The 21,598-nt window shown below is 44.7% G+C and carries 24 protein-coding genes; 14 read left to right on the forward strand and 10 right to left on the reverse strand.

Going from position 1 to position 21,598, the window contains the following annotated elements:
* Nucleotides 1–10 precede the first annotated feature (10 nt).
* On the forward strand, nucleotides 11–1,411 hold the full coding sequence (trkA, locus tag THICY_RS07745; protein ID WP_013836058.1) for a Trk system potassium transporter TrkA: 1,401 nt from the start codon (nucleotides 11–13) through the stop codon (nucleotides 1,409–1,411).
* Nucleotides 1,412–1,413: 2 nt separating this feature from the next.
* Complete coding sequence (locus tag THICY_RS07750; protein ID WP_013836059.1) at nucleotides 1,414–2,865, forward strand: TrkH family potassium uptake protein; 1,452 nt, start codon at nucleotides 1,414–1,416, stop codon at nucleotides 2,863–2,865.
* Here the strand turns inward: THICY_RS07750 and ccoS are convergent.
* From ccoS to ccoN, 8 genes are all read right to left on the reverse strand, one after another.
* The gene (gene ccoS, locus THICY_RS07755) at nucleotides 2,862–3,080 is read right to left on the reverse strand and encodes a cbb3-type cytochrome oxidase assembly protein CcoS (RefSeq protein ID WP_013836060.1); all 219 of its coding nucleotides are present in this window, start codon (nucleotides 3,078–3,080) and stop codon (nucleotides 2,862–2,864) included. The genes THICY_RS07750 and ccoS overlap by 4 nt on opposite strands.
* Before the next feature lies 1 nt (nucleotide 3,081).
* Nucleotides 3,082–5,589, reverse strand: a complete 2,508-nt coding sequence (locus THICY_RS07760) for a heavy metal translocating P-type ATPase (protein WP_013836061.1) — start codon at nucleotides 5,587–5,589, stop codon at nucleotides 3,082–3,084.
* A 3-nt stretch (nucleotides 5,590–5,592) separates the two neighbouring features.
* A complete protein-coding gene (locus THICY_RS07765; RefSeq protein WP_013836062.1) occupies nucleotides 5,593–6,111 on the reverse strand; it encodes a FixH family protein in 519 nt (172 codons plus the stop codon).
* Nucleotides 6,112–6,137: 26 nt separating this feature from the next.
* Nucleotides 6,138–7,604, reverse strand: a complete 1,467-nt coding sequence (gene ccoG / locus THICY_RS07770; RefSeq protein ID WP_013836063.1) for a cytochrome c oxidase accessory protein CcoG — start codon at nucleotides 7,602–7,604, stop codon at nucleotides 6,138–6,140.
* Between the two features lie 257 nt (nucleotides 7,605–7,861).
* The gene (gene ccoP / locus THICY_RS07775) at nucleotides 7,862–8,788 is read right to left on the reverse strand and encodes a cytochrome-c oxidase, cbb3-type subunit III (protein WP_013836065.1); all 927 of its coding nucleotides are present in this window, start codon (nucleotides 8,786–8,788) and stop codon (nucleotides 7,862–7,864) included.
* Between the two features lie 21 nt (nucleotides 8,789–8,809).
* Nucleotides 8,810–8,992 carry a hypothetical protein gene (locus tag THICY_RS07780; RefSeq protein ID WP_041435471.1) on the reverse strand — a complete coding sequence of 61 codons (183 nt, stop codon included), beginning with the start codon at nucleotides 8,990–8,992 and terminating at the stop codon, nucleotides 8,810–8,812.
* Nucleotides 8,985–9,839, reverse strand: coding sequence for a cytochrome-c oxidase, cbb3-type subunit II (ccoO, locus tag THICY_RS07785; protein WP_013836067.1), 855 nt, complete (start codon nucleotides 9,837–9,839; stop codon nucleotides 8,985–8,987). The genes THICY_RS07780 and ccoO overlap by 8 nt, the downstream gene beginning before the upstream one ends.
* A 64-nt stretch (nucleotides 9,840–9,903) precedes the next feature.
* Entirely contained in the window at nucleotides 9,904–11,346 is a 1,443-nt protein-coding gene (gene ccoN, locus THICY_RS07790) for a cytochrome-c oxidase, cbb3-type subunit I (RefSeq protein ID WP_013836068.1), read from the reverse strand.
* Between the two features lie 376 nt (nucleotides 11,347–11,722).
* Here ccoN and hisB point away from each other — a divergent pair, with 376 nt between their 5' ends.
* The 12 genes from hisB (at nucleotide 11,723) to rpoH (ending at nucleotide 20,326) form a co-directional block, all read left to right on the forward strand.
* On the forward strand, nucleotides 11,723–12,316 hold the full coding sequence (gene hisB / locus THICY_RS07795) for an imidazoleglycerol-phosphate dehydratase HisB (protein WP_013836069.1): 594 nt from the start codon (nucleotides 11,723–11,725) through the stop codon (nucleotides 12,314–12,316).
* A 3-nt stretch (nucleotides 12,317–12,319) separates the two neighbouring features.
* Entirely contained in the window at nucleotides 12,320–12,967 is a 648-nt protein-coding gene (hisH, locus tag THICY_RS07800; RefSeq protein ID WP_013836070.1) for an imidazole glycerol phosphate synthase subunit HisH, read from the forward strand.
* Nucleotides 12,968–13,008: 41 nt separating this feature from the next.
* Nucleotides 13,009–13,755: a 1-(5-phosphoribosyl)-5-[(5-phosphoribosylamino)methylideneamino]imidazole-4-carboxamide isomerase gene (hisA, locus tag THICY_RS07805; RefSeq protein WP_013836071.1), complete on the forward strand. Its 747-nt coding sequence runs from the start codon at nucleotides 13,009–13,011 to the stop codon at nucleotides 13,753–13,755.
* Nucleotides 13,756–14,529, forward strand: coding sequence for an imidazole glycerol phosphate synthase subunit HisF (gene hisF / locus THICY_RS07810; RefSeq protein WP_013836072.1), 774 nt, complete (start codon nucleotides 13,756–13,758; stop codon nucleotides 14,527–14,529).
* Nucleotides 14,526–14,849, forward strand: coding sequence for a phosphoribosyl-ATP diphosphatase (locus THICY_RS07815; RefSeq protein ID WP_013836073.1), 324 nt, complete (start codon nucleotides 14,526–14,528; stop codon nucleotides 14,847–14,849). The genes hisF and THICY_RS07815 overlap by 4 nt, the downstream gene beginning before the upstream one ends.
* A gap of 13 nt (nucleotides 14,850–14,862) precedes the next feature.
* Nucleotides 14,863–15,183 (forward strand): histidine triad nucleotide-binding protein, encoded by a 321-nt coding sequence (locus THICY_RS07820; RefSeq protein WP_013836074.1) that lies wholly within the window; start codon nucleotides 14,863–14,865, stop codon nucleotides 15,181–15,183.
* A gap of 57 nt (nucleotides 15,184–15,240) precedes the next feature.
* Nucleotides 15,241–15,498, forward strand: coding sequence for a Sec-independent protein translocase subunit TatA (locus THICY_RS07825; RefSeq protein WP_013836075.1), 258 nt, complete (start codon nucleotides 15,241–15,243; stop codon nucleotides 15,496–15,498).
* Between the two features lie 47 nt (nucleotides 15,499–15,545).
* Nucleotides 15,546–16,001 (forward strand): twin-arginine translocase TatA/TatE family subunit, encoded by a 456-nt coding sequence (locus THICY_RS07830; protein ID WP_013836076.1) that lies wholly within the window; start codon nucleotides 15,546–15,548, stop codon nucleotides 15,999–16,001.
* 6 nt (nucleotides 16,002–16,007) lie between these two features.
* On the forward strand, nucleotides 16,008–17,018 hold the full coding sequence (tatC, locus tag THICY_RS07835) for a twin-arginine translocase subunit TatC (RefSeq protein WP_013836077.1): 1,011 nt from the start codon (nucleotides 16,008–16,010) through the stop codon (nucleotides 17,016–17,018).
* A 37-nt stretch (nucleotides 17,019–17,055) separates the two neighbouring features.
* On the forward strand, nucleotides 17,056–18,702 hold the full coding sequence (locus tag THICY_RS07840) for a thioredoxin domain-containing protein (protein ID WP_245534954.1): 1,647 nt from the start codon (nucleotides 17,056–17,058) through the stop codon (nucleotides 18,700–18,702).
* Between the two features lie 3 nt (nucleotides 18,703–18,705).
* Nucleotides 18,706–19,404, forward strand: coding sequence for a zinc metallopeptidase (locus THICY_RS07845; RefSeq protein WP_013836079.1), 699 nt, complete (start codon nucleotides 18,706–18,708; stop codon nucleotides 19,402–19,404).
* Nucleotides 19,405–19,468: 64 nt separating this feature from the next.
* Nucleotides 19,469–20,326, forward strand: a complete 858-nt coding sequence (gene rpoH / locus THICY_RS07850; protein ID WP_013836080.1) for an RNA polymerase sigma factor RpoH — start codon at nucleotides 19,469–19,471, stop codon at nucleotides 20,324–20,326.
* 60 nt (nucleotides 20,327–20,386) lie between these two features.
* Here the strand turns inward: rpoH and THICY_RS07855 are convergent, their stop codons facing one another.
* Entirely contained in the window at nucleotides 20,387–20,926 is a 540-nt protein-coding gene (locus THICY_RS07855; RefSeq protein WP_013836081.1) for an SgcJ/EcaC family oxidoreductase, read from the reverse strand.
* Between the two features lie 26 nt (nucleotides 20,927–20,952).
* On the reverse strand, nucleotides 20,953–21,579 hold the full coding sequence (locus THICY_RS07860) for a BMC domain-containing protein (protein WP_013836082.1): 627 nt from the start codon (nucleotides 21,577–21,579) through the stop codon (nucleotides 20,953–20,955).
* Nucleotides 21,580–21,598 lie beyond the last annotated feature (19 nt).

Below are 21,598 nucleotides of genomic sequence, written 5' to 3' on the forward strand. Positions count from 1 at the left end.
AACCTCACAAATGAACATAATCATCCTAGGCGCTGGTCAAGTTGGCTCCTCTCTTGCCGAACTATTAGTGACCGACGATAACGACATTACCCTTGTTGATTTAGACAATAGTCATCTACAACGCCTGCAAGATAGGCTTGATATTCGCACCATACATGGCCATGCGTCCCATCCAGACATTTTGATTCAAGCCGGTTTAGAAACCGCTGACTTATTAATCGCGGCAACGCAAAACGATGAAACCAATATTTGCGCCTGCCAAATTGCGCATATTCTGCAAAAAAGCGTCACTAAAATTGCCCGCGTTCGCGGCAATAGTTATCTTGAGCACGCGGAGCTGTTTGATAAAACGCTTAACGACAATGCGATACCTATTGATGTTTTGATTAGTCCGGAAGGTTTGGTTACCAACTATATCTTGCAACTCATCGCCTACCCAGGCTCTTTACAAGTCATTGATTTTGCTGATGGCCGAGTACGCCTTGTCGCCATGCGTGCACACAACGGTGGTCCACTCGTCGGTAAAAAAATATCAGAGCTGAAGCACCATTTACCAAGCCGATTGCGCTTTCGAATTGTCGCGATTTACCGCCATGATGAGGTCGTTATGCCGACTGGGGATGTGACCATTCGGGTTGGCGATGAGGTGTTTTTTATGGCCGAACCACACGATATTTCTCAAATCGTAGAAGAGTTTCGGCGTGAAAAACAAAAACGTGCACGCAATATCATGATTGCCGGGGGCGGGCACATTGGTTTTAACTTAGCCAAACAACTCGAGAACAGCCATCAAGTCAAAATTATTGAGCACAATATCACGCGAGCCAGAGAAATTGCCGAAGTTCTCGATCGCGCCATCATAATTAATGGCGATGTGGCAGATAAGGATCTACTAATTGAAGAAAATATTGATGAGATTGATCTTTTCATCGCGGTCACCAATCAAGATGAGGCCAACATTATCTCTTCCATGCTGGCTAAAAAGCTGGGCGTCAAACGCGTTATTGCGTTAGTGAACAACCAGTCTTACTTGGATCTAATTCACCTTAACTCCATTGATATTGCCATTTCAGCCGATCGCATCACGACCAATAACCTACTGCACTATATGCGTAAGGGTGATACCGTAAAAGCGTTTACGCTGAGGAGAGGTACAGCAGAGGCGATGGAGGTTATTGTCCATGGCAGTGAAAACTCCTCAAAGATTATTGGCAAACGCCTAATTGATGTCGACTGGCCACAAGACATTACCATTGGTTGTATTATTCGTGATAACGAGGTGATGCTGGCGCATCGAGACTTGGTTATTGAAGCCGAAGATCATGTCATTTTATTTTTAACCGATCGTAGTCGCACCCAACAGATTGCGGAGCTTTTTTCGCCCGAACAAAAACGAGGCTGGTTGCGCTAAGCATGCAAAACTCAATGATTATCAAAATTTTGGGTTTACTGCTGATGGTGTATAGCGTGACCCTTGTGCCTCCGATCATCATTGCGCTCATTTACCAAGATGGCGCGCATTGGGCGTTTGCATCAGCCTTGGTTATCACTCTATTAGCAGGCCTGCTGCTCTGGTATCCTAATCGCCGGGAAAGACGCGAACTCAAAATTCGAGATGGCTTTATTGTGGTGGTGATGTTTTGGACCGCACTTGGATTGGTGGGGGCGCTCCCGCTGGTGCTCGAAGAAGAGGTTCCAATCAGTATTACCGATGCCGTTTTTGAATCCTTTTCTGGCTTGACCACCACAGGTGCGACTATATTAAGCGGTCTGGATACCATGCCACATGCGATTTTATGGTATCGCCAACAATTACAATGGCTAGGCGGGATGGGGATTATCGTATTAGCCGTAGCCATTCTGCCGATGCTGGGCATTGGGGGGATGCAGCTGTATCGTGCTGAAATGCCGGGGCCAACCAAGGATAATAAAATCGCCCCGCGTATTTCAGAAACGGCTAAGACCCTCTGGCTTATTTATGTCGCGCTCACCGTTGCTTGTGCCGCGGCCTATAAACTCGCCGGGATGAATTGGTTTGATGCGATTGGACACAGCTTTTCAACCGTTGCTATTGGTGGCTTCTCAACCCACGATGCCAGTATGGGCTATTTTGACAGTGCTCTAATTGAAGCGATTGCGATATTTTTTATGTTTCTAGCTGGCGCAAACTTTGCCCTGCATTTTCGGGCTTTTCGTACCCTAGAGGTGCGTACCTACATTACCGACCCTGAATTTAAGACCTACACCAGTGTGTTAATTATTGGTATTTTAATAAGCACGGGCTACTTGTATTGGCAAGCAGTTTACCCAAGCTGGGGCGAAGCCTTGCGCTACGGAAGCTTCATGACCGTGTCGATTGCAACCACAACGGGCTTTGGGAATGCCGACTTTGCAACCTGGCCAGGTTTTTTACCCGTCATGTTGATTCTGATGAGCTTTATTGGCGGCAGTGCCGGTTCAACCGGCGGCGGGATTAAGGTTATTCGCTTCTTGCTGTTATTGAAACAGGGGGTGCGCGAGGTGCAACGATTAATGCATCCGAATGCACTCATGCCCGTGAAATTGAATGGAAGGGCTATTTCAGAACGGGTTATGTCGTCTGTTTGGGGTTTCTTTGCACTCTATGTTGCCACCTTTGCGGTCATTCTATTACTACTGATGGCATTTGGTATGGATCAAGTTACCGCATTTTCAGCCACAGCGGCGACCTTAAACAATCTAGGGCCCGGTTTAGGTGAAGTTGCTGATAACTTTGGGCAGATCAATGACCCGCAAAAATGGATCTTAACGCTGTCAATGCTGCTGGGGCGTTTAGAAATCTTTACGCTATTGGTTATTCTAACCCGCAGCTTCTGGCGCGCTTAGGACTGAGAGTTCTTTTTTGGGTCACCCGGCATAACCACTTTCTTACCACCAGCGGCTTCCTGCGCATCAGCGGAAACATCTTCTTCCATTAACATTCGATGGGCCGCGCCATCCATATCGTCAAATTGACCACTTTTTGCCATCAAGATAAAGACCGCTACCACTAAAGCACCAACAACCAATACCAAGGGGATGGTGATATAAATAATTTCCAAATTACACCTCTTGCTTTATGTCAGTCACGCTATCCCCAACAAAGCGTGGGTTGCGTGGCTGACCATCCTTGTAAAAGCGCCTAATCCGCATGGCATTAAGTATCACCACTAAACCGCTCAATGGCATAGTAATCGAGGCGATTATTGGGGTCAACATAGCGGCCATAGCTAAAGGCACCATCGTAATATTATAAGCGATTGATATCGCGATGTTTTCTTTTACCGTTTTGAGGGTTCTCTTCGCTAAATCAAAGGCCGTATCAATCGCCAACAGGCGACTGTGTAGTAGCACAATATCGGCTGAATCCATCGACACATCTGTACCACTACCCATGGCAATACCTACATTGGCACGACTGAGTGCCGGTGCATCATTAATGCCATCACCGACCATAGCCACCTGTTGCCCCTGTGCTTGCAAATCCGCAATAACTTGGCTTTTATCTTCCGGCATAACCTCAGCGATGACATTCATACCGCCCAGCTGTTTCGCAACGGCTTGAGCGACTTCATAGCGATCGCCACTTAAAATGGTTAACGCTTTTCCTCGCGCTTTTAAACGCTGGATTAAAAGAATCGCATCGGGACGAAGCTGATCTTCAATAAACACCACACCCAACACCTGTTGATCTCGCGCCACCCACATACTCGTGCGACCCATCTGAGCCTGTTGCTCTGAATGTGTAATGAGTTGTTCTGGGCAGACCAAGCCTTGCGCTTCAAGCCATTTTTGAGTCCCTAAATACCAGGCCTGCTGCTGTACCCTTGCCGACACTCCCTGACCTGGCCAGGCTTTAAAATCGTCACACAAGATTTGTCGATTCCACTGTGGCGCATGCTGATTAGCATAATCCATAATCGCTTGTGCCAAACTATGCTCAGATTGCTGCTCGATTTTAGCCATTACGCTGACTACTTCAGTAACATCGATATCGGCTAACCAGGCCTGGTCAACCCACGCCATCTTGCCTTGCGTTAAGGTTCCGGTTTTATCAAAGACAATATGATCGACCTCATTCAAGGTTTCTAGTACCACGGTATTTTTGATCAAAATACCATTTTTGGCTGACACCCCCGCCGCAACGGCCATAGCCATCGGCGTGGCGAGACCAAGAGCACAGGGACAGGTGATAATTAGCACTGCAGTACCTGCCAAAACCGCTACCTCGATACCGGCTTGCCAATACCAAAACACAAAGGCCGCAACGGCTAGAGATACCGTCACGGTTACAAACCAAGGCATAATTTTTTCAGCGGTGCATTGAATACCGGCTTTAGAGCCTTGCGCATCGGATACCAGATGAATGATTTGTCCTAGCTTGGTGTCTGCGAGCGTGGCTTCTACTCGAACTTCTAAACTGCCATCTAGGTTAATAGTACCTGCCGCTACCTGGTCACCCGGTTGCTTGTAGACTTCACGTGACTCACCACTTAACATAGATTCATTGACACTGCCCTGCCCGACCACAACCAGTCCATCAACCGGAAACTTTTCCCCAGGTTTAACCCGCACAAAATCGCCGAGCTTTAATCGACTAACCGGTGTAATCTGCTCCTCACCCTCAAGCCATTTGCGAGCCATTTTAGGTTGCAAGTCCATTAAACGTTTTGTGGCATCTAGGGCTCGATTTTTAGATATCGCTTCTAGATAACGGCCAATCAATAGTAAGAAGGTTAAATCTATAACCGTGCCAAAGAAGGCACGACCAAACTCCTCTGGATGAAGCATCACCCAGGTTGAATAGATAAAAGTAACCAGTAGTCCCAGTGTTATCGAAAAATCCATACCCAAGGTTTTGGCTTTTAAACCTTGCCAGGCGCCTTTTAAAAACGGCTGAGCAGAGTAAACCAGCGTAACCCCAGCTAGAAAAAACAACATCCAATAGAAATAGATACGATACGCCGAATCATCCTGTGCACCGGTATAGAGCGCAACAGAAAACCACATCGAGTTCATCAAGGCAAAACCAGCAAAACCTATGCGGTAAAGCAAATCTCGATTTGCTTTGCGATAAGCCTGCTCACTCTCAGCAGCATCATAGGGACGCGCCTCGTAACCAATTCTGGCGAGTTCCTTGAGAATAGTTGATAACTTAACCTGCTGTTGATCCCAACGAAGTTTTATTTGCTTGTTAGTAAAGTTAACGTTGGCATAACTAATACCCTCGACCTTGGCAAGTGAATGTTCAATGAGCCAGATACAGGCGGCACAGTGAATGGAGTCAGACATAAGTGTGACTTCGCGCTGCTTTCCTTTTTGCTTAATAAAGTCGGCTTGAACTTCGTCATAATCGTAAAAGTCAGCGGAGGCTAGTTGCTTAAGATCGGGAGCAACAGGGCGTTGCGTGTCGGGAGATAATTTATAAAAGCTGGCTAAGCCAGCGGCATGAATGGTTTCACAGACAGAGCCACACCCGTGACAACAAAAATCACGTTCGTGACCCTCAATAGACCGAACCACCTTTTCACCAGGTGGAATCGCCTGTCCGCAATGATAACAACCTGACATGAATTAGGAGTCAGACTGAACCATAATTGAGCGGCCTATGCTGTAATGTTTATCACCTTTTACAACTTCGACGATTAAATCCCACTTACCCTTAACCGGTAACTCGAAGTCAGCAAGATACTGACCTGACGCGCCGGCTGATTGAAAAACGAGTTCGCCATCAAGATTTCTGTCGGATGGGCGATAAAAGTAGAGAGTTGCAGAATCGACATCAAATGGCCGGTTATCTCGATCTAAAATATCCAGCGTAACGCGTTCCGACTTGCCAACGGTTAATACCGGCATATCAACGCGTAATTGCCAACCCATTCGCTCCATTTCTTGGCGATGCGCTATGATAGAGGCATGGTTTTTACCACGCTCATAGGCATTGTCAATGACCAGTCCTGGATTTGTTGAAATCGCCATACCGACCATGAAAAAGTTAGTCATTAATACTGCCATTAGTACACCAAACCACATTAAAACGATTGGGTTTTTCCAAGGTTTGCTCCAATCGCGTTTATCAATCTTCTTTGTCATCTTATTTTCTCTTGTATTACAAAGTACTATTGAGCGGGACCGTGAAATACCGCTTGGTAATTTACAACCGTACTCGGATTATTTAGATCCGTCACGCGAACAGTAATGGGCGTTGAAACCTGGGTTACTTCACTGCGTGGAATACGAATAAATAAACCTATCGTTGCAACATTACCAGGATCCACCTCGGCGACCCTGTCGGGTAATGCGAGCAAGTCATCATGTCCAAACACCTCAACCTGCGCACGCATAACATCATTGGTTTTATTAACGACTTTTACGTCATAACGGTTTTGAATGGAACCATCACTCATTTGAACGAATAAGGGTGCACGTGCCTTCAACACCGTCACATCCATTGGCGACATATTCATTAAGCCCCATAAGAGCGCAGCCGCCGCAATACCCATAATAGAAGAATAAACAACTACCCGCGGACGTCGCCAAATCGGCGGCAATGCCTTTCCAGCAAATTCATTAAGTGCCGCATAGCGAATTAAACCCTTCGGCTTATTCACTTTCGTCATAATCTCGTCACAGGCGTCTATGCACAACCCACAGGTAATACAACCAAACTGCTGTCCTAAACGAATATCAACCCCTGTTGGGCAAACATCAACACACATACGACAATCAATACAATCGCCTAAAGGCTCTGCTTCTTCACCCGATTTTACTCGACGCTGACGTCCTCGAGGTTCACCACGGTCTCGATCATAGGTTGGTAATACCGTTTCCGTATCGGTCATTGCACCTTGGATTCGAGAATAGGGACAAAATCCAATACAAACTTGTTCCCGCATAAAGCCAGCAATCAAGTAAGTTAAAACCATTAAAACTGCAATTATCGCAAATTCATAATAACCAAGTTGGAAATAAAAAAGTCTAATCCATAACTGAAAAGCATCCGTAAAGTAAGCCACAAAACTAAAACCGGTCATAAAGGCAATAAACAACCAAATTAAGTGCTTTGGTAACTTAACTTTGAGTTTTTGCATGCTAAAGGGTGCCGCATCCATCTTAATACGCTTAGCAGGTTTACCTTCTAGCTTTTCTTCAAGCCAGGTATAAACATCAACCCACACAGTATGAAAACAGAAAAAGCCACACCAAACTCGCCCAGCAATGGCCGTTGCAGCGGCCAGAAACAGCGCAAAAAACAACAATATCATCGCAAGTAGCCAAATATCTTGTGGCAAAACTGTGATGCCAAAAATATGGAATTGTCGATTACCAATGTCCCAAAGAACTGCCTGACGACCATCCCAGCGTAAGTAAGGGCCAAAGAATAATAACAACCAGAAAGATGCCGCAATCCACTTTAGAGTACGAAATCGGCCTGGAATCCGCTTAGCGTGTATCGTCCCCCCTGCATGAATTGGTAAAATTTCAACACCAATATCATCCAATGTTTTGGACTGTACCGAAACATCATCCAGCACTGATCCTGTGTGAATATTAGGACGATACGCTTCTTTGTTATGCTCTGACATCAGTTACCCCTATGTTTTGCCATATTGTACTCAGTTGAGGCATAACAAAACATACAAAATTTTTTATAAAGCGCCATTAACAAAAATGGGCCCGTAGGCCCATTTTTTACTTCTTATTATCGAGTCGCTTAAACATTTTCCACCCAAAAGCTAAAAATGTAATTAACGTAATTGCAACACTCAATATTGATGCCCAAAGCACCCAATCATTATTTAACTCGTTCATAATAATCTCCTCTTTAGAACAACAGCTAAAATCACTCACCACCGCCCAAAGAATGAACATAGACTGCTAAACGCTTAATGTTCACTTCCGCATCAGGTAAACGTTCTTTAAAAGAAGGCATTTCTGCACGGCGGGTATTTGCTAAATATGCACCACCATCGCGAACGTTTACACCATATTTGATTGTGTGAATATAAGAATCTATGCGACTGGCTTGCAGGTTATCAGGCACACCTTGGAAGCGGTTAATTTCATTAGCCAGGTTCGCGGCACCATTTGGAGCTAGCGGCTTACCAGCAGGGCCATGGCAAGCCATACACATACCCTTACCATTATACAAGGCTTTGCCAACCGCAAATTCTTCAGCCTCTGGATTACCTTCAGACAGAGCGATTGAGTATTTAGCAACTTCAATCACCTCTTCATCGGTAAGATTACCCATCATACCGCGTGCTGGCATATTACCAACACGACCATTGATCATCGCCGCTTCAATTGCTTTAACTGAACCACCCCACAACCAATCGTCATTTGCTAGGATTGGAAAGTTTGGGTTACCTGAACCCTCGGCGCCATGGCAGGCCATACAGTAGTCAGAGAATATAACTCTTGACGTATTAATCGCATAGGCACGAAGGTTGTCGTCTTGAATAATTTCAGTGACATCTAATGCACGCAACTGCTCTTCTTCCGCTGCAAAGGTTCGCTGGCGCCAGTCATTCAAAACCTGAAAATCTTGATGGTACTCTTCTATCTGAGTCCAACCAGCGACCCCTTTAGAATGTGAGCTAACCCATGGAATCGCCGGGTAATAAATCACGTAAAAAATGATAGCAACGAAACCCGCATAAAAGGCTAACATCCACCATAAGGGTGGTGGATTGTCCAATTCGCGGATGTCATCATCCCAAATGTGCCCAGTATTTCCTTCATCTGGCCATGGATTATGTTGTGTCATCCCTATTCTCCTCAGAATACGTCAATCTTCGTCTAATACTTTAAACTTTTGTTCTTCTAACTCTTTTTTCTTACTTGGACGCAGTGCCCACCAAAAGGCATAAGCTAAGCCAAAAAAGATCACAATGGTTACGATGAGCCCTGCCCAGTCGTGACCGGTCATAGCTGACCAGTCCGTACTGAAGTAGCTTTGAAGATTACTCACGGTAAACCTTACTATCGTCTAGTGTAACCATTGTGCCTAAGACTTGCATATAAGCGACAATGGCATCCATTTCAGTTTTACCTTTTACATGCTCTTGCGCCATTTCGATTTCGTCATCAGTGTATGGCACACCAATGCGACGCATGGCACGCAAACGAGCCTGCATGTCACGGGTCATACCAAAGAAATAACCTTCAATACTTCTTTCAGCAAGCCATGGGTAAGCTGGCATGATTGACTCAGGAATCATGTCCTTTGGGCGAATAAGGTGCATAATATGCCACTCATCAGAATACTTGCCCCCTACACGTGCCAGATCTGGGCCCGTACGCTTTGAGCCCCACTGAAAAGGATGGTCATAAATTGACTCGGTTGCCAATGAAAAATGACCATAACGTTCACGCTCATCACGGAATGGACGAATCATCTGAGAGTGACAGATATAGCAACCTTCGCGAAGGTAAATATCACGTCCAGCCAACTCTAATGGTGTGTAAGGACGCACACCATCGCCCGCCTTCCAATCAGATCCCCAACTACCATCTTCACGCTTGAAGATTAGGCGCTTATTCTCACTACCAGGAGCCAATACTACCCGACCATTTTCATCCATTACGAATTCACGCTGCCACACAAGCTCTGGGAACTTTTCATTCTTAATGTTACCAAACTGGTCAACCTTCTCCGTGTAGTCAACTGCTGACTTCAAATAAAACAATGGAACGATCTGAACGATACCGGCAATTGACACTGCAAAAGCAGTCGCAATCATTAGCGCAAAAATATTTCGCTCAAATCGGTCTTGTAGGTTCTTGGGTTTGTCTTCACCACCGACACCTCTTGCCATGAGTTCTTCTCCTCAACTCAATTCATTACCGCCACCAAAATTGGTGGCGAAATTACACTATTAATTACGCTGTTGCTGCAGCCACATTTTGGCCTGCGCTCTGACGCGCTTTCGCCATTCTAACGGTCATAATGACGTTGAATAACATCAATGCCGCACCAGAAGTAAACAGAATGCCGCCCATAGTACGCATCACATAGTAAGGATGCATAGCTGCAACAGATTCAACAAAAGAGTATGCCAACATGCCATATTCATCGTAGGCACGCCACATTAGACCTTGCATGATGCCAGATACCCACATAGCTACGATATATAGCACAGTACCAATTGTGGCCAACCAGAAGTGGAAGTTAATTAACTTCATCGAATACATTTCAGTATTCCACAACTTCATGACCATATGATAGATAGCCCCAATGGATACCATCGCAACCCAGCCAAGTGCACCGGAGTGAACGTGACCGATAGTCCAGTCAGTGTAGTGAGAAAGTGCGTTCACTGTTTTAGATGCCATTACCGGCCCCTCAAACGTCGCCATGGCATAGAAAGCTAAAGCCATAATTAGGAAGCGAAGAATGTAGTCCGTACGTAGACGATCCCAAGCACCTGACAGAGTCAACATACCGTTCAATGCACCACCCCATGAAGGAATGATCATCGCTAGAGAAATAGCGGCACCTAACGAGCCTGTCCAGTCTGGCAATGCGGTATATTGAAGGTGGTGAGCACCTAACCACACATAACCAAACATCAATGCCCAAAAGTGGATAACCGAAAGGCGGTATGAATAGATTGGACGCTGCGCTTGCTTAGGTACAAAGTAGTACATAATCGCCAGGAAACCAGCCGTCAAGAAGAAACCAACCGCATTATGACCCCACCACCATTGAATCATGGCATCTTGAACACCACTAAAAATAGAGTAGGAGGTGAATAGAGATACAGGGATAGCTAGACCATTCACAACATACAGATAAGTGATCATGATCATCATACCCATAAAGAACCAGTTAGAGACATACACGTGTGAATGCGTTTGCTTATTACGTGAAGCAATAGTCATAATAAAGTTGAAGGTAAACATTAGCCAAACCGCTGCAATGACAATATCGATTGGCCAGATTAGCTCATGGTATTCCTTACCTTGGGTCATCCCCATTGATAAAGATATAACACCAAGCACCAATGCAATCGTATACACAATGGCCATTGTCCATGCCGTGCCATTACTAAATAATTTAACGCCATTGGTACGCTGAACCGTGTAGAAGGCAGTTGCCATCAACGTCATACCACCAAAAGCAAAAATTACCGTATTAGTGTGCATAACACGAAGACGTGCAAACGTTATTTCAGCGATATCAAAATTTAACGCTGGCCAAGCAAGCTGTGAAGCCGCCATAGTACCCATAGAGGTACCGAGTACCAAAAATACCACGGCCATGACAGTCAAATACTTGACAACACTATCGTCGTACTTAGGTTTAGCTATTGCTGTATCCATTTTTGGATTCCCCTTAGTTAATAATACGTTTTGAGTTATTGTTAATTTCCCGAACTCTGCCGATCAGGTCTTAGCCACGAGCAGTCAAAATTCATCTAGCCAACCCCAGAACGGAACAACCAATAACTCTCGACATTTGTAATTTCTCGCGAATTATCTTATAACCATACCGACATATACAATTAAAAAAAATTTATGACCCAGCATTAAATCACTTTAATTCGTAACTTGCTTTCAGTCTTTTCACTAATAAAATATGCCATTTACCGCTAATTTCCCTATGTTTTATAAGGTTTTATATTAAATCCTGCAAAAACCAATAAATTTCGTTATCATAAAAAAATTTTTAGCACTTTGTTTCTTAAGGACAACAGCCATGGTCGCACGCGAAGCCAATATTGAGCGCAACACACTTGAAACTAAAATCAAAATTTCAGTCAACCTTGACGGTACAGGCGTTGCAAAATTTAATACGGGCGTGCCCTTTTTTGAACACATGCTTGAACAAATTGCACGTCATGGCTTAGTTGACCTAAACATTCATGCTGATGGCGACCTGCACATAGACGACCACCACACCGTCGAAGACATTGGCATTGCATTCGGGCAAGCTGTTCTTAATGCTGTTGGTGATAAACGAGGCATTGTACGCTATGGCCATGCTTATGTACCACTAGACGAAGCACTTTCTCTCGTGGTCATTGACTTATCAGGTCGACCAGGCCTGGTATTTAATGCCAACTTCAATCGTGAAAAAATTGGCCAATTTGAAACCCAACTGGTTGAAGAGTTTTTCCAAGCATTTGCTAATAATGCCCGTGTTACCTTGCACATAGACAATCTTTACGGTAAAAACGCCCATCACCAGGTTGAGACCATCTTCAAAGCCTTTGGGCGCGCATTACGAATGGCGCTTTCAGCCGATGATAGAATGCAAAACCAACTCCCCTCAACCAAAGGGGCGCTTTAGTCTATGAATAGCAAGCTAGTTGTGGTGGTTGATTACGGTATGGGTAATCTTCGCTCTGTAGCTAAGGCTGCGGAGCATGTTGCACCTGATCACTGCCACATTCAGATTAGTCATGATGCACACGAAATTGCCGAAGCTGATGCCGTAATATTTCCAGGACAAGGTGCTGCGAAAGCCTGTATGGCAGCTATTGCTGAACATAATTTAACGACAGCATTACATCAAGCAGCGAATGAGAAGCCTTTTTTGGGAATTTGTATGGGCCTACAGGTCCTAATGACACATTCGCATGAAAATAATGGTGTAGATTGCTTGAATGTTATTAAGGGTCAGGTATCTAGGTTTGACACATCCGGCTTATCTGAATTTAAAATCCCCCACATGGGCTGGAACCAAATTCACCAACAAGACGGCCACCCTATGTGGCATGGCATACCGCAAGATAGCCGTTTCTACTTTGTACATAGCTATTTTGTAGTACCCGACAATAGTGACTTAATCCTGGGTTCAACGGATTATGCCCACCAAACATTTGCCAGCTGCGTTGCGCAAAATCAATTATTTGCCATCCAAGCACACCCAGAAAAAAGCGCTCAAGCAGGTCTGCAACTTTTAAAAAACTTTATGAACTGGCAACCGAAATCGGCATAAAATAGTGCCAGTTTTATAACCATTAGGATTAGATAATTTCAATGCTACTTATACCCGCAATTGACTTAAAAGATGGCCAGTGTGTTCGACTAAGACAAGGGCTTATGGACGATGCAACCGTATTTTCTAGCGATATAACTGCTATGGCTGATCGCTGGGTTAAGCAGGGCGCTCGTCGGCTTCATATGGTCGACCTTAACGGTGCTTTTGAAGGTACACCGGTTAATCGTGATGCGATATTAGAGATCACAAAAGCTTTCCCAGCTCTCCCTATCCAAATTGGTGGCGGAATTCGCGACCTAAAAACTATTGACGCCTATTTAACTGCGGGCGTTGAAACCTGCATCATTGGCACCCAAGCCGTACATCACCCAGAATTTGTTGCGCAAGCCTGCAAAGCATTTCCTGGTCACATTATGGTTGGTCTAGATGCCAAAGAGGGGCTTGTGGCTATTAACGGCTGGGCTGAAGTGACGGATCACCAAGTCATCGACCTAGCCAAGCGCTTTGAACAAGACGGAATTGCCGCAATCATTTACACAGATATCGGCCGTGACGGCATGATGCAAGGTGTTAATATCGCCGCCACCCATCAGCTCGCAAAATCGACTAGCACGCCTATTATCGCATCTGGTGGCATCACCAATCTTGATGACATTAGAGCACTTGCACCCTTGGCCGAAGATGGTGTTATGGGAGCCATTACAGGTCGTGCAATTTATGAGGGATCACTCGATTTTTCGGAAGGTCAAGCTTTAGCAGATAAACTGGCCGGGGCTAAGTTTTAAATGGGTTTAGCAAAACGTATTATCCCATGTTTAGATGTTGCAAACGGTCGCGTTGTTAAAGGCGTACAATTTATTGACATCCGTGACGCGGGTGACCCCGTTGAAGTCGCTAAACGTTATGACTTGCAAGGCGCTGATGAAATCACCTTTCTAGATATTACAGCGAGCTCTGATCAACGTGACACCCTAATTGAAACCGTCGCCCAGGTTGCCAGCCAAGTATTTATTCCGCTGACCGTTGGGGGGGGCGTAAGAACGGTAGATGATATTCGCCGCCTTCTTAATGCCGGTGCTGATAAAGTTTCCATTAATACGGCGGCCATTCATCGTCCCGAATTTGTCAAAGAAGCCTCTGATCGCTTTGGTTCACAGTGTATCGTTGTTGCTATTGACGCAAAGCGTGTCAGTCAAGCTAATGAGCCATTACGTTGGGAAATATTCACCCATGGCGGCCGCAACGCAACTGGCATTGATGCCATCGAGTGGGCTCAAAAAATGGTGTCCTTAGGTGCCGGCGAACTACTTGTCACCAGCATGGATAAAGATGGCACAAAAAGTGGTTTTGATCTAGAGCTAACGCGAGCCATTGCTGACAATGTTAGTGCTCCCGTTATTGCCTCAGGAGGCGTTGGAGAACTCCAAGACCTGGTAGATGGTGTTGTTGAAGGTCATGCACAAGCGGTATTGGCTGCCAGTATTTTTCACTTTGGTCAACATACCATTGCCCAAGCCAAACAGGCCATGCAGAACGCGGGCGTAGAGGTAAGATTATGAACGACATTCTAAACCGATTGGATCAAGAGCTTAACGCCCGCAAAGGGATGAGTCCTGACTCATCCTATGTTGCCAGCCTCTATGCTAAAGGACTAGATAAAATACTAAAAAAAGTAGGGGAAGAAGCCGTTGAAACCATTATGGCCGCTAAAGATGGCGATAATGAGCACCTAGTTTATGAGATCACTGACCTTTGGTTTCATACCTTAATTTTATTGGCCCACAAAAACCTAACCAGTGAGGATATTCTCAACGAACTAGAACGAAGATTTGGCGTATCAGGTCATACTGAAAAAGCGCAGCGTCCATTAACTGATTAATTAGGAACAAAACATGAATAATGAACCCAGCGTTTTTACCCGCATTATTAACCGTGAAATACCCGCTGATATTGTTTATGAAGACGATAAATGCATTGTTATCAAAGACATCAATCCCAGGGCCCGCATTCATCTTCTTGTTATCCCTAAAAAGCCCATTGCAACCTTGTTTGATTTAACACCTGAAGACAAAGACCTGATGGGGCATATGATGTTGTTACTACCTCAACTTGCACAAGCGCAAAATCTTGACGGCTTTAAAACTCAAGTACACACAGGCGAATCGGGCGGGCAAGAGGTTTTCCACATCCACATACATTTACTTGGTAACTAACATCTAAGTTTGTTATTATTCATTCTTTAACCCAACCCGCTAATTTTGGAGTGCAATATGGGCATTAGTATTTGGCAATTATTAATTATTTTAGCTATCGTGTTAGTTATCTTCGGTGCAAAGCGCTTAAAAAACGTAGGAACAGACCTAGGTAGTGCCATCAAAGGTTTCAAAAAAGCCGTTGCAGAAGATGAAGACAAAAAAGCTGCCGATCAAGCGCAGACAAAAAACCTAACTGATGAACAGCAAGATCAAAATGTCTATGACGTTCAGGCAACAGAAAAAGAAAGTAACGATACAAAGCCAAAAGCTTAAGGCTTAACAGAACTTTTTTCATTGCAACAGACAAAGGACTAAATGCCATGTTTGATATGGGTATTCTGGAAATAGCCGTCATCCTCGTTATCACTCTATTGGTTGTAGGTCCTGAACGCATGCCCGAAGTTGCTAGAAAAGCTGGTCAGATGGTTGCTAAAGCGCGTAACTTTATCAACTCGGTTAAAGATGACTCTAATTTAAGAGATACGGTTCGTGAATTACAGCAAGCTGTTGATCTTAAAGAAGAAAAGAAAAACATTGAGCATATTCGAAAAGACTTGATGACGGGGTTTGATGATATCAAAGATCAAGTTAATTTTGATGAACTTCAACGCCCCTTTGACAGCAAGTCAGTAGCAGGCCCTCCTTCAGATGCTCAACGCGAGCAAGCTAGTAAGCAACTTGAATCAACTAATGACGTACCAACTGAGTCCTCCCCGCCTGAGTCGGCCGAAACAACGGCATCAACACTACGGCAAGATAAGACCGCAAGAGAATAATCCATAATGAAACAGAGTGCATTACCGCCAAACGATCAAGAAATGACGCTGGTTCAACACCTGCTGGAGCTCAGAAATTCAGTCACCAAGTCGGTAATCGCAATTGCGGTAATGTTTCTTATTTTATTTCCCTTTGCAAATGATATTTACACCTTTATTGCCGAACCCTTAACACGCTATTTACCCGATAACACCAGCATGATTGCGGTTGGTGTGGCATCACCCTTCTTAACACCCTTCAAGTTAAGCTTGGTCTTAGCGATCTATTTAGCCATGCCATTTTTACTCTATCAGCTATGGAGCTTCATTGCTCCTGCGCTTTATAGCCACGAAAAGCAATTGGTTGGCCCAGTGCTCTTTTTTAGCTCTTTTTTGTTTTATGCTGGTGGTGCTTTTTCTTATTTTGTCGTTTTCCCATTAGTTTTTGGGTTTTTATCTCAAACCGCGCCTGAGGGTGTAACAATTGCAACTGACATCGCGCTCTATCTTGACTTTGTTATCAAGATGTTCTTTGCATTTGGTTTAGCCTTTGAGGTTCCAGTCATCACAGTACTGTTGATTTTGACCGGCATGGTGAAACCCAAAACTATGTCGCATGCCAGACCCTATGTGATTGTTGCGGCCTTTGTTCTGGGTATGCTGTTAACACCGCCAGATATTATTTCGCAAACACTGCTTGCGGTTCCTGTTTGGTTACTTTACGAGCTGGGCATTATTATTGGTACCATCATTCTGAAACGCAAAGGGTTGGATAAAAGCGAAGCTGAAGCGGAAGAAACCGCTTATGAGCATGAACCTAGTAGTAAAAGTTATCAAGGTTCCGCCCAAAAATTTGACCGTGGCTTTGCAGAACAAAATAGTAAATCCAGTGATGATGATTTCGACTTTGACAGCGAATTTGATAAGATTGAACGTGAAATGGCGGCTTTGCGCAATCAGTCAACGTCAACTAAATCAAATGACACAGAGGGCAAGTCCAGTGATGATCAGCAGGAGCCAAAAGGTCCAAACAAATAGACCAAATCATCGGCTATCCCTATGGGCAGCGCTCATTATGGCGTGTGCCTTTACATGGCTCCCTGCAACTCATGCATTCGCAAACAATGCTTTAACCAGCCACCCATCTGCCTACATTGCGCTCCATGCCGATGACCCCATCAACTGGCATTTATGGGGGCCTGAAGCGATACAGTTAGCGCAAGAACAACAGAAACCCCTATTTATTTCTTCTGGCTATTTTGCTTGCCATTGGTGCCACGTGATGCATCAGGAAAACTATAAAGATGGCTTAGTCGCTGAACTACTTAATCAACACTTTATTTCGGTAAAAATTGATCGCGAACTCTTGCCAGACCTAGATGACTATCTACTCAATCGATTACGCGCCGCGACAGGTGCGGCTGGCTGGCCATTACATGGCATCCTAACGCCCGAAGGACATCTATTCAGTGGCTTTGTATATCAACCACGCGATACCCTTTTGCAAACTTTACTGCTCCTTAATCAATGGTGGCGAGAGGATGCCGAGCACATTCGCACACTAAGCAGGCCTGCTACTCAAGCCAATGAAGCGCTTATGTCACGTCATACGTTATTAGAAAGTTTGAATGGCCAGTTACCAGACCTGCTAGATACCTTTGAGGGTGGTATTAATCAAACTCAAAAATTTCCGCATAGCCCATTATTACTGAGCTTGTTAAAAAAAGGCGCTGAAGATCTAGATGAATGGCTAGAAATCACCCTAGAACAAATGCAACAGGAACACCTACGTGATCATGTTCATCAAGGCTTTTTTCGCTACACCGTTGACCCTAATTGGCAGGAGCCGCATTTTGAGAAAATGCTCTACGATAATGCTCAATTAGCAGAATTGTTTTTTATCGCTGGTCAGAGGTTTCAGCGCGATGATTTTATTGTCACGGCTAACGAAACATTAGCCTATGTTGAACGCGAACTTTTTTCACCGATAACGGGCTTAGCAAAATCTAGTCAATCTGCGATTGATGAGCAAGGTATTGATGGTGGACGTTATATTTGGTCACGCACCCAACTAGCTGAAACACTAACAGCGGAACAGTTTGCTATCGCAAACCAGGCCTGGCAACTGGATGGACCTGCACCATTTGAAACCGGCTGGCTACCAAAACCGATCGCAGCGCCAGAATGGCCAGCTATTCGTGAAGCACTCGCCCATCGACCGGCCATAACGGATGATAAACAACTGCTCAGTTGGAATGGCCTACTGATTCGCAGTTATTTGCATGGCTTCTTGGCTAGCGAAAATCCGACTTATTATCACCGAATGATAAGCCTAGCAGACCGCCTCCAACAACTACTGCAATTACCACAACCTCCGCGAGCACTCAATAATCAAGGCCAGCTTGTGGAATACGCAACCTTAGAAGATTTTGCCTACACAATTAGTGCCCTTGATGACATGGCATATTACCTGGATGACGACTATTGGTTGGAGCAAGCGAAGACCTTACGCGCCCGCGCTCAACAGCTGTTTTTTATTAACTCTCAGTGGCATACCAGCACTCAAGCACTTTTGCCGGGACAAAGTCGCTACTTTGATTTAATTGACCTAGCTACGCCATCGAGTACCGCTATTATGCGATGCGCCGAGCCCCAAATTGCCTACTCGAATGATTTTCAACCTTGGCAATATGCCAGTTACCTGCGTTATCGTTGTGATTAATCGATGGCTTTAATCATAATTGCAGTGATTGTTCTGGCAACGATTAGCTTTGTGCCTCAGCTATGGACTCATGCGATCCTAAAAAAACATAGCCAACCACATCCAGAGCTACCTGGCGATGCTAAAACCTTTACCGAACACCTCATTAAAAAACATCAGCTTTCTGAAGTGACCCTGCATTGTTTACCTGAAAATAGTGCACAAGGTGATCACTATGACCCATTAACTCATAGCATCCATCTATCCTTTCAAAACTATCACAGCAGTTCACTAACGGCGATTGTGACGGCCGCACACGAATTTGGTCATGCACTCCAACATCATGAGCGCTATGAACCCTTACTACAACGAACTGATATGGTAATGCGAGCTCAATGGTTGCAAAAATTTAGTGGTTTAGCTCTGCTTGCAACCCCAGTGCTCATTCCCTTACTCCATACTCCAATGATTGGCTTGATTACCTTTGCCGCTGGTTTTATTGCGATGGGAATTCCTGTATTAATTCATCTAAGCACCTTACCCGTAGAGTTTGATGCCAGCTATAAGCGCGCCTTACCCTTATTAAAAGATGGCGAATACCTTAATCAAAAAGACTTGCGTGCGGCTCGCCACATTCTTACCGCCTGTGCCTTCACCTATGTTAGCGCTAGCCTAGCCAGCCTATTTAATCTATGGCGCTGGTTTAGTGGCTGGCGACGCTAATTGCAAAACGACCGAAACCGTGCTATTTTAATAGTATTACTATTTACTAATGGAGGTTGTAGAGATGACAAGTACGGCACTTACAATTCAACAACTTACTCCGGGTCAAAACCTGGAATCCTACATCAAAACAGTTAAATCCTTGCCTGTTCTCAGTGCCGAGGAAGAAAAGTCGCTAGCTGAAAAACTTTATTACCATAAAGATCTTGAAGCAGCGCGTCAGCTTATTTTGGCATCTCTTCGTTTCGTGGTTCCTATTGCCCGCAGTTATCAGGGTTATGGACTACCAATGAATGACCTGATCCAAGAAGGTAACATTGGTTTGATGAAGGCAGTTAAACGCTTCAATCCAGAAGAAAATGTCCGTCTTATGACTTTTGCGGTGCATTGGATCAAGGCTGAAATTAACGAATTTGTGATTAAAAACTGGCGCATAGTTAAAACCGCAACGACCAAAGCGCAACGTAAGTTATTTTTTAAACTTCGCGGAGCTAAAAATTCACTCACTTGGTTTACCGATAAGGAAGCCGATGAAGTCGCTGAGCAGCTGGGTGTCACCCGTGCCGATGTGCTTGAAATGGATAGTCGTTTATACGGTAAGGATATGCAGGTTGATATGAGCCAAGATGATGAAGAGACTGAAGGCTACTTCGCACCGGTATTAGTTAGCCAAATGGCAACACCCGAAGAATCTTTACTACAAGAAAGTGAAGAAAACTATCAACAACGTGCAATGCAACAAGCTCTAGCAGTATTAGATGAGCGTAGCCGCGATATTATTCAGACACGCTGGCTCGATGATTCCAAACTAGGATTAAAGGAACTCGCAGAACGCTATCAGGTATCTATGGAACGGATACGTCAAATTGAAGTGCAAGCCATGAAAAAGATGAAGCTAGCGATCACATCGATTCCTGCTTAGTAGTTCTTTGCATCTAAACACAAAACCAGCAGTAATGCTGGTTTTTTTATGAGTCGAAAATTAGTTCGGCATTACCGACGAGTGATGATGAAGTATCTTCCAACGCCCTGCATGAAACGCATATACAAAAGTATAGCGTGCTTTAACAACCTTGCGCTTAACCCCCTCACCACCGACTGTAAACTCGTAGACCCCAGCATCGGTCAGTTTATTACAGCCTTTACGCACTATGCGTTGTAACACCCTAGCCGATGGTTGCTTTAGCAAAAAGTGTTTAAAGTAGGCTTCAATTTCAGCTAATCCCGAACGCGGCAGGTTTGAAACCGTAGGTAAGAGCACCGCGTCATCTGAATAAAGAGAGGCTACATAACGAGCATCACCTGATGCCAAGGCTTCGTTCCATAGAGTAAATAATTGTTCGGCAAGAGCTTCATCAACCGGCGCACAGTAGTTTACCTCTTGCGCCGATGGTGTATCAAATGGCTGTTGAAGCGTTGGAAGTCTCGGACGTGTCACATGACGCAATGAGTTATCAAGACTTACACTCGAATGGCGCATATACTCGATACCTGTTGTGCCAGTAATACGACTATTACCCATTTTAGTACTCGCCTTTAGCGTTCATATTAAACACGCACATCTTGTCCGGTTAAACTCTGAATAGCTTTAGTTGCCGCTTCTGCCGCCACATTAATATCCGCCTCTCGCCCTGCCATAATTAAACGACCATAAGCACCAACGGCCCGCGCTTCAATAAGGGTGATGTTAGACGCCTTTTCAGCCTCATTGGCCGCATACACAATGTAGCCAGCGGGTTCTGTTTCTAAAATATACATACTTTGGCCAGGTAAAATCATCGAACCACGTCGGTTATCTCGGTTAATCAATACCGCATGATCCGGCGTAATGGCACGAATAATTTCATTCCACATAATATGACATTTCTGTCGGGAAGACTCTTCTGTTTGTAAGTAATTTAAAACTTTTTGACCTGACTCAAGTACATCGCTCTGATCACGGTGATGAAGGAACATTGAACCATATGAACGTTCAACAATTTGTTGCCCCAAATGTACGTTTGAACCCTTTAACGCAATATCCGTTAAACGATGGACAGCCATACCCGGTGCTACTTCCATCCACACACAAGCATCACCTGGTACAGGCAAAAAGCCCTGTGATGCCGTACCCATGTAGGATGCGATTTGTGGCTGCAATGAGTTGATAAAAATGTAGGTTCTAAGTTTAATCATATAAAGTTTTTCGGGCGCC

It is taken from the genome of Thiomicrospira cyclica ALM1, assembly GCF_000214825.1.
GTDB lineage: Bacteria > Pseudomonadota > Gammaproteobacteria > Thiomicrospirales > Thiomicrospiraceae > Thiomicrospira > Thiomicrospira cyclica.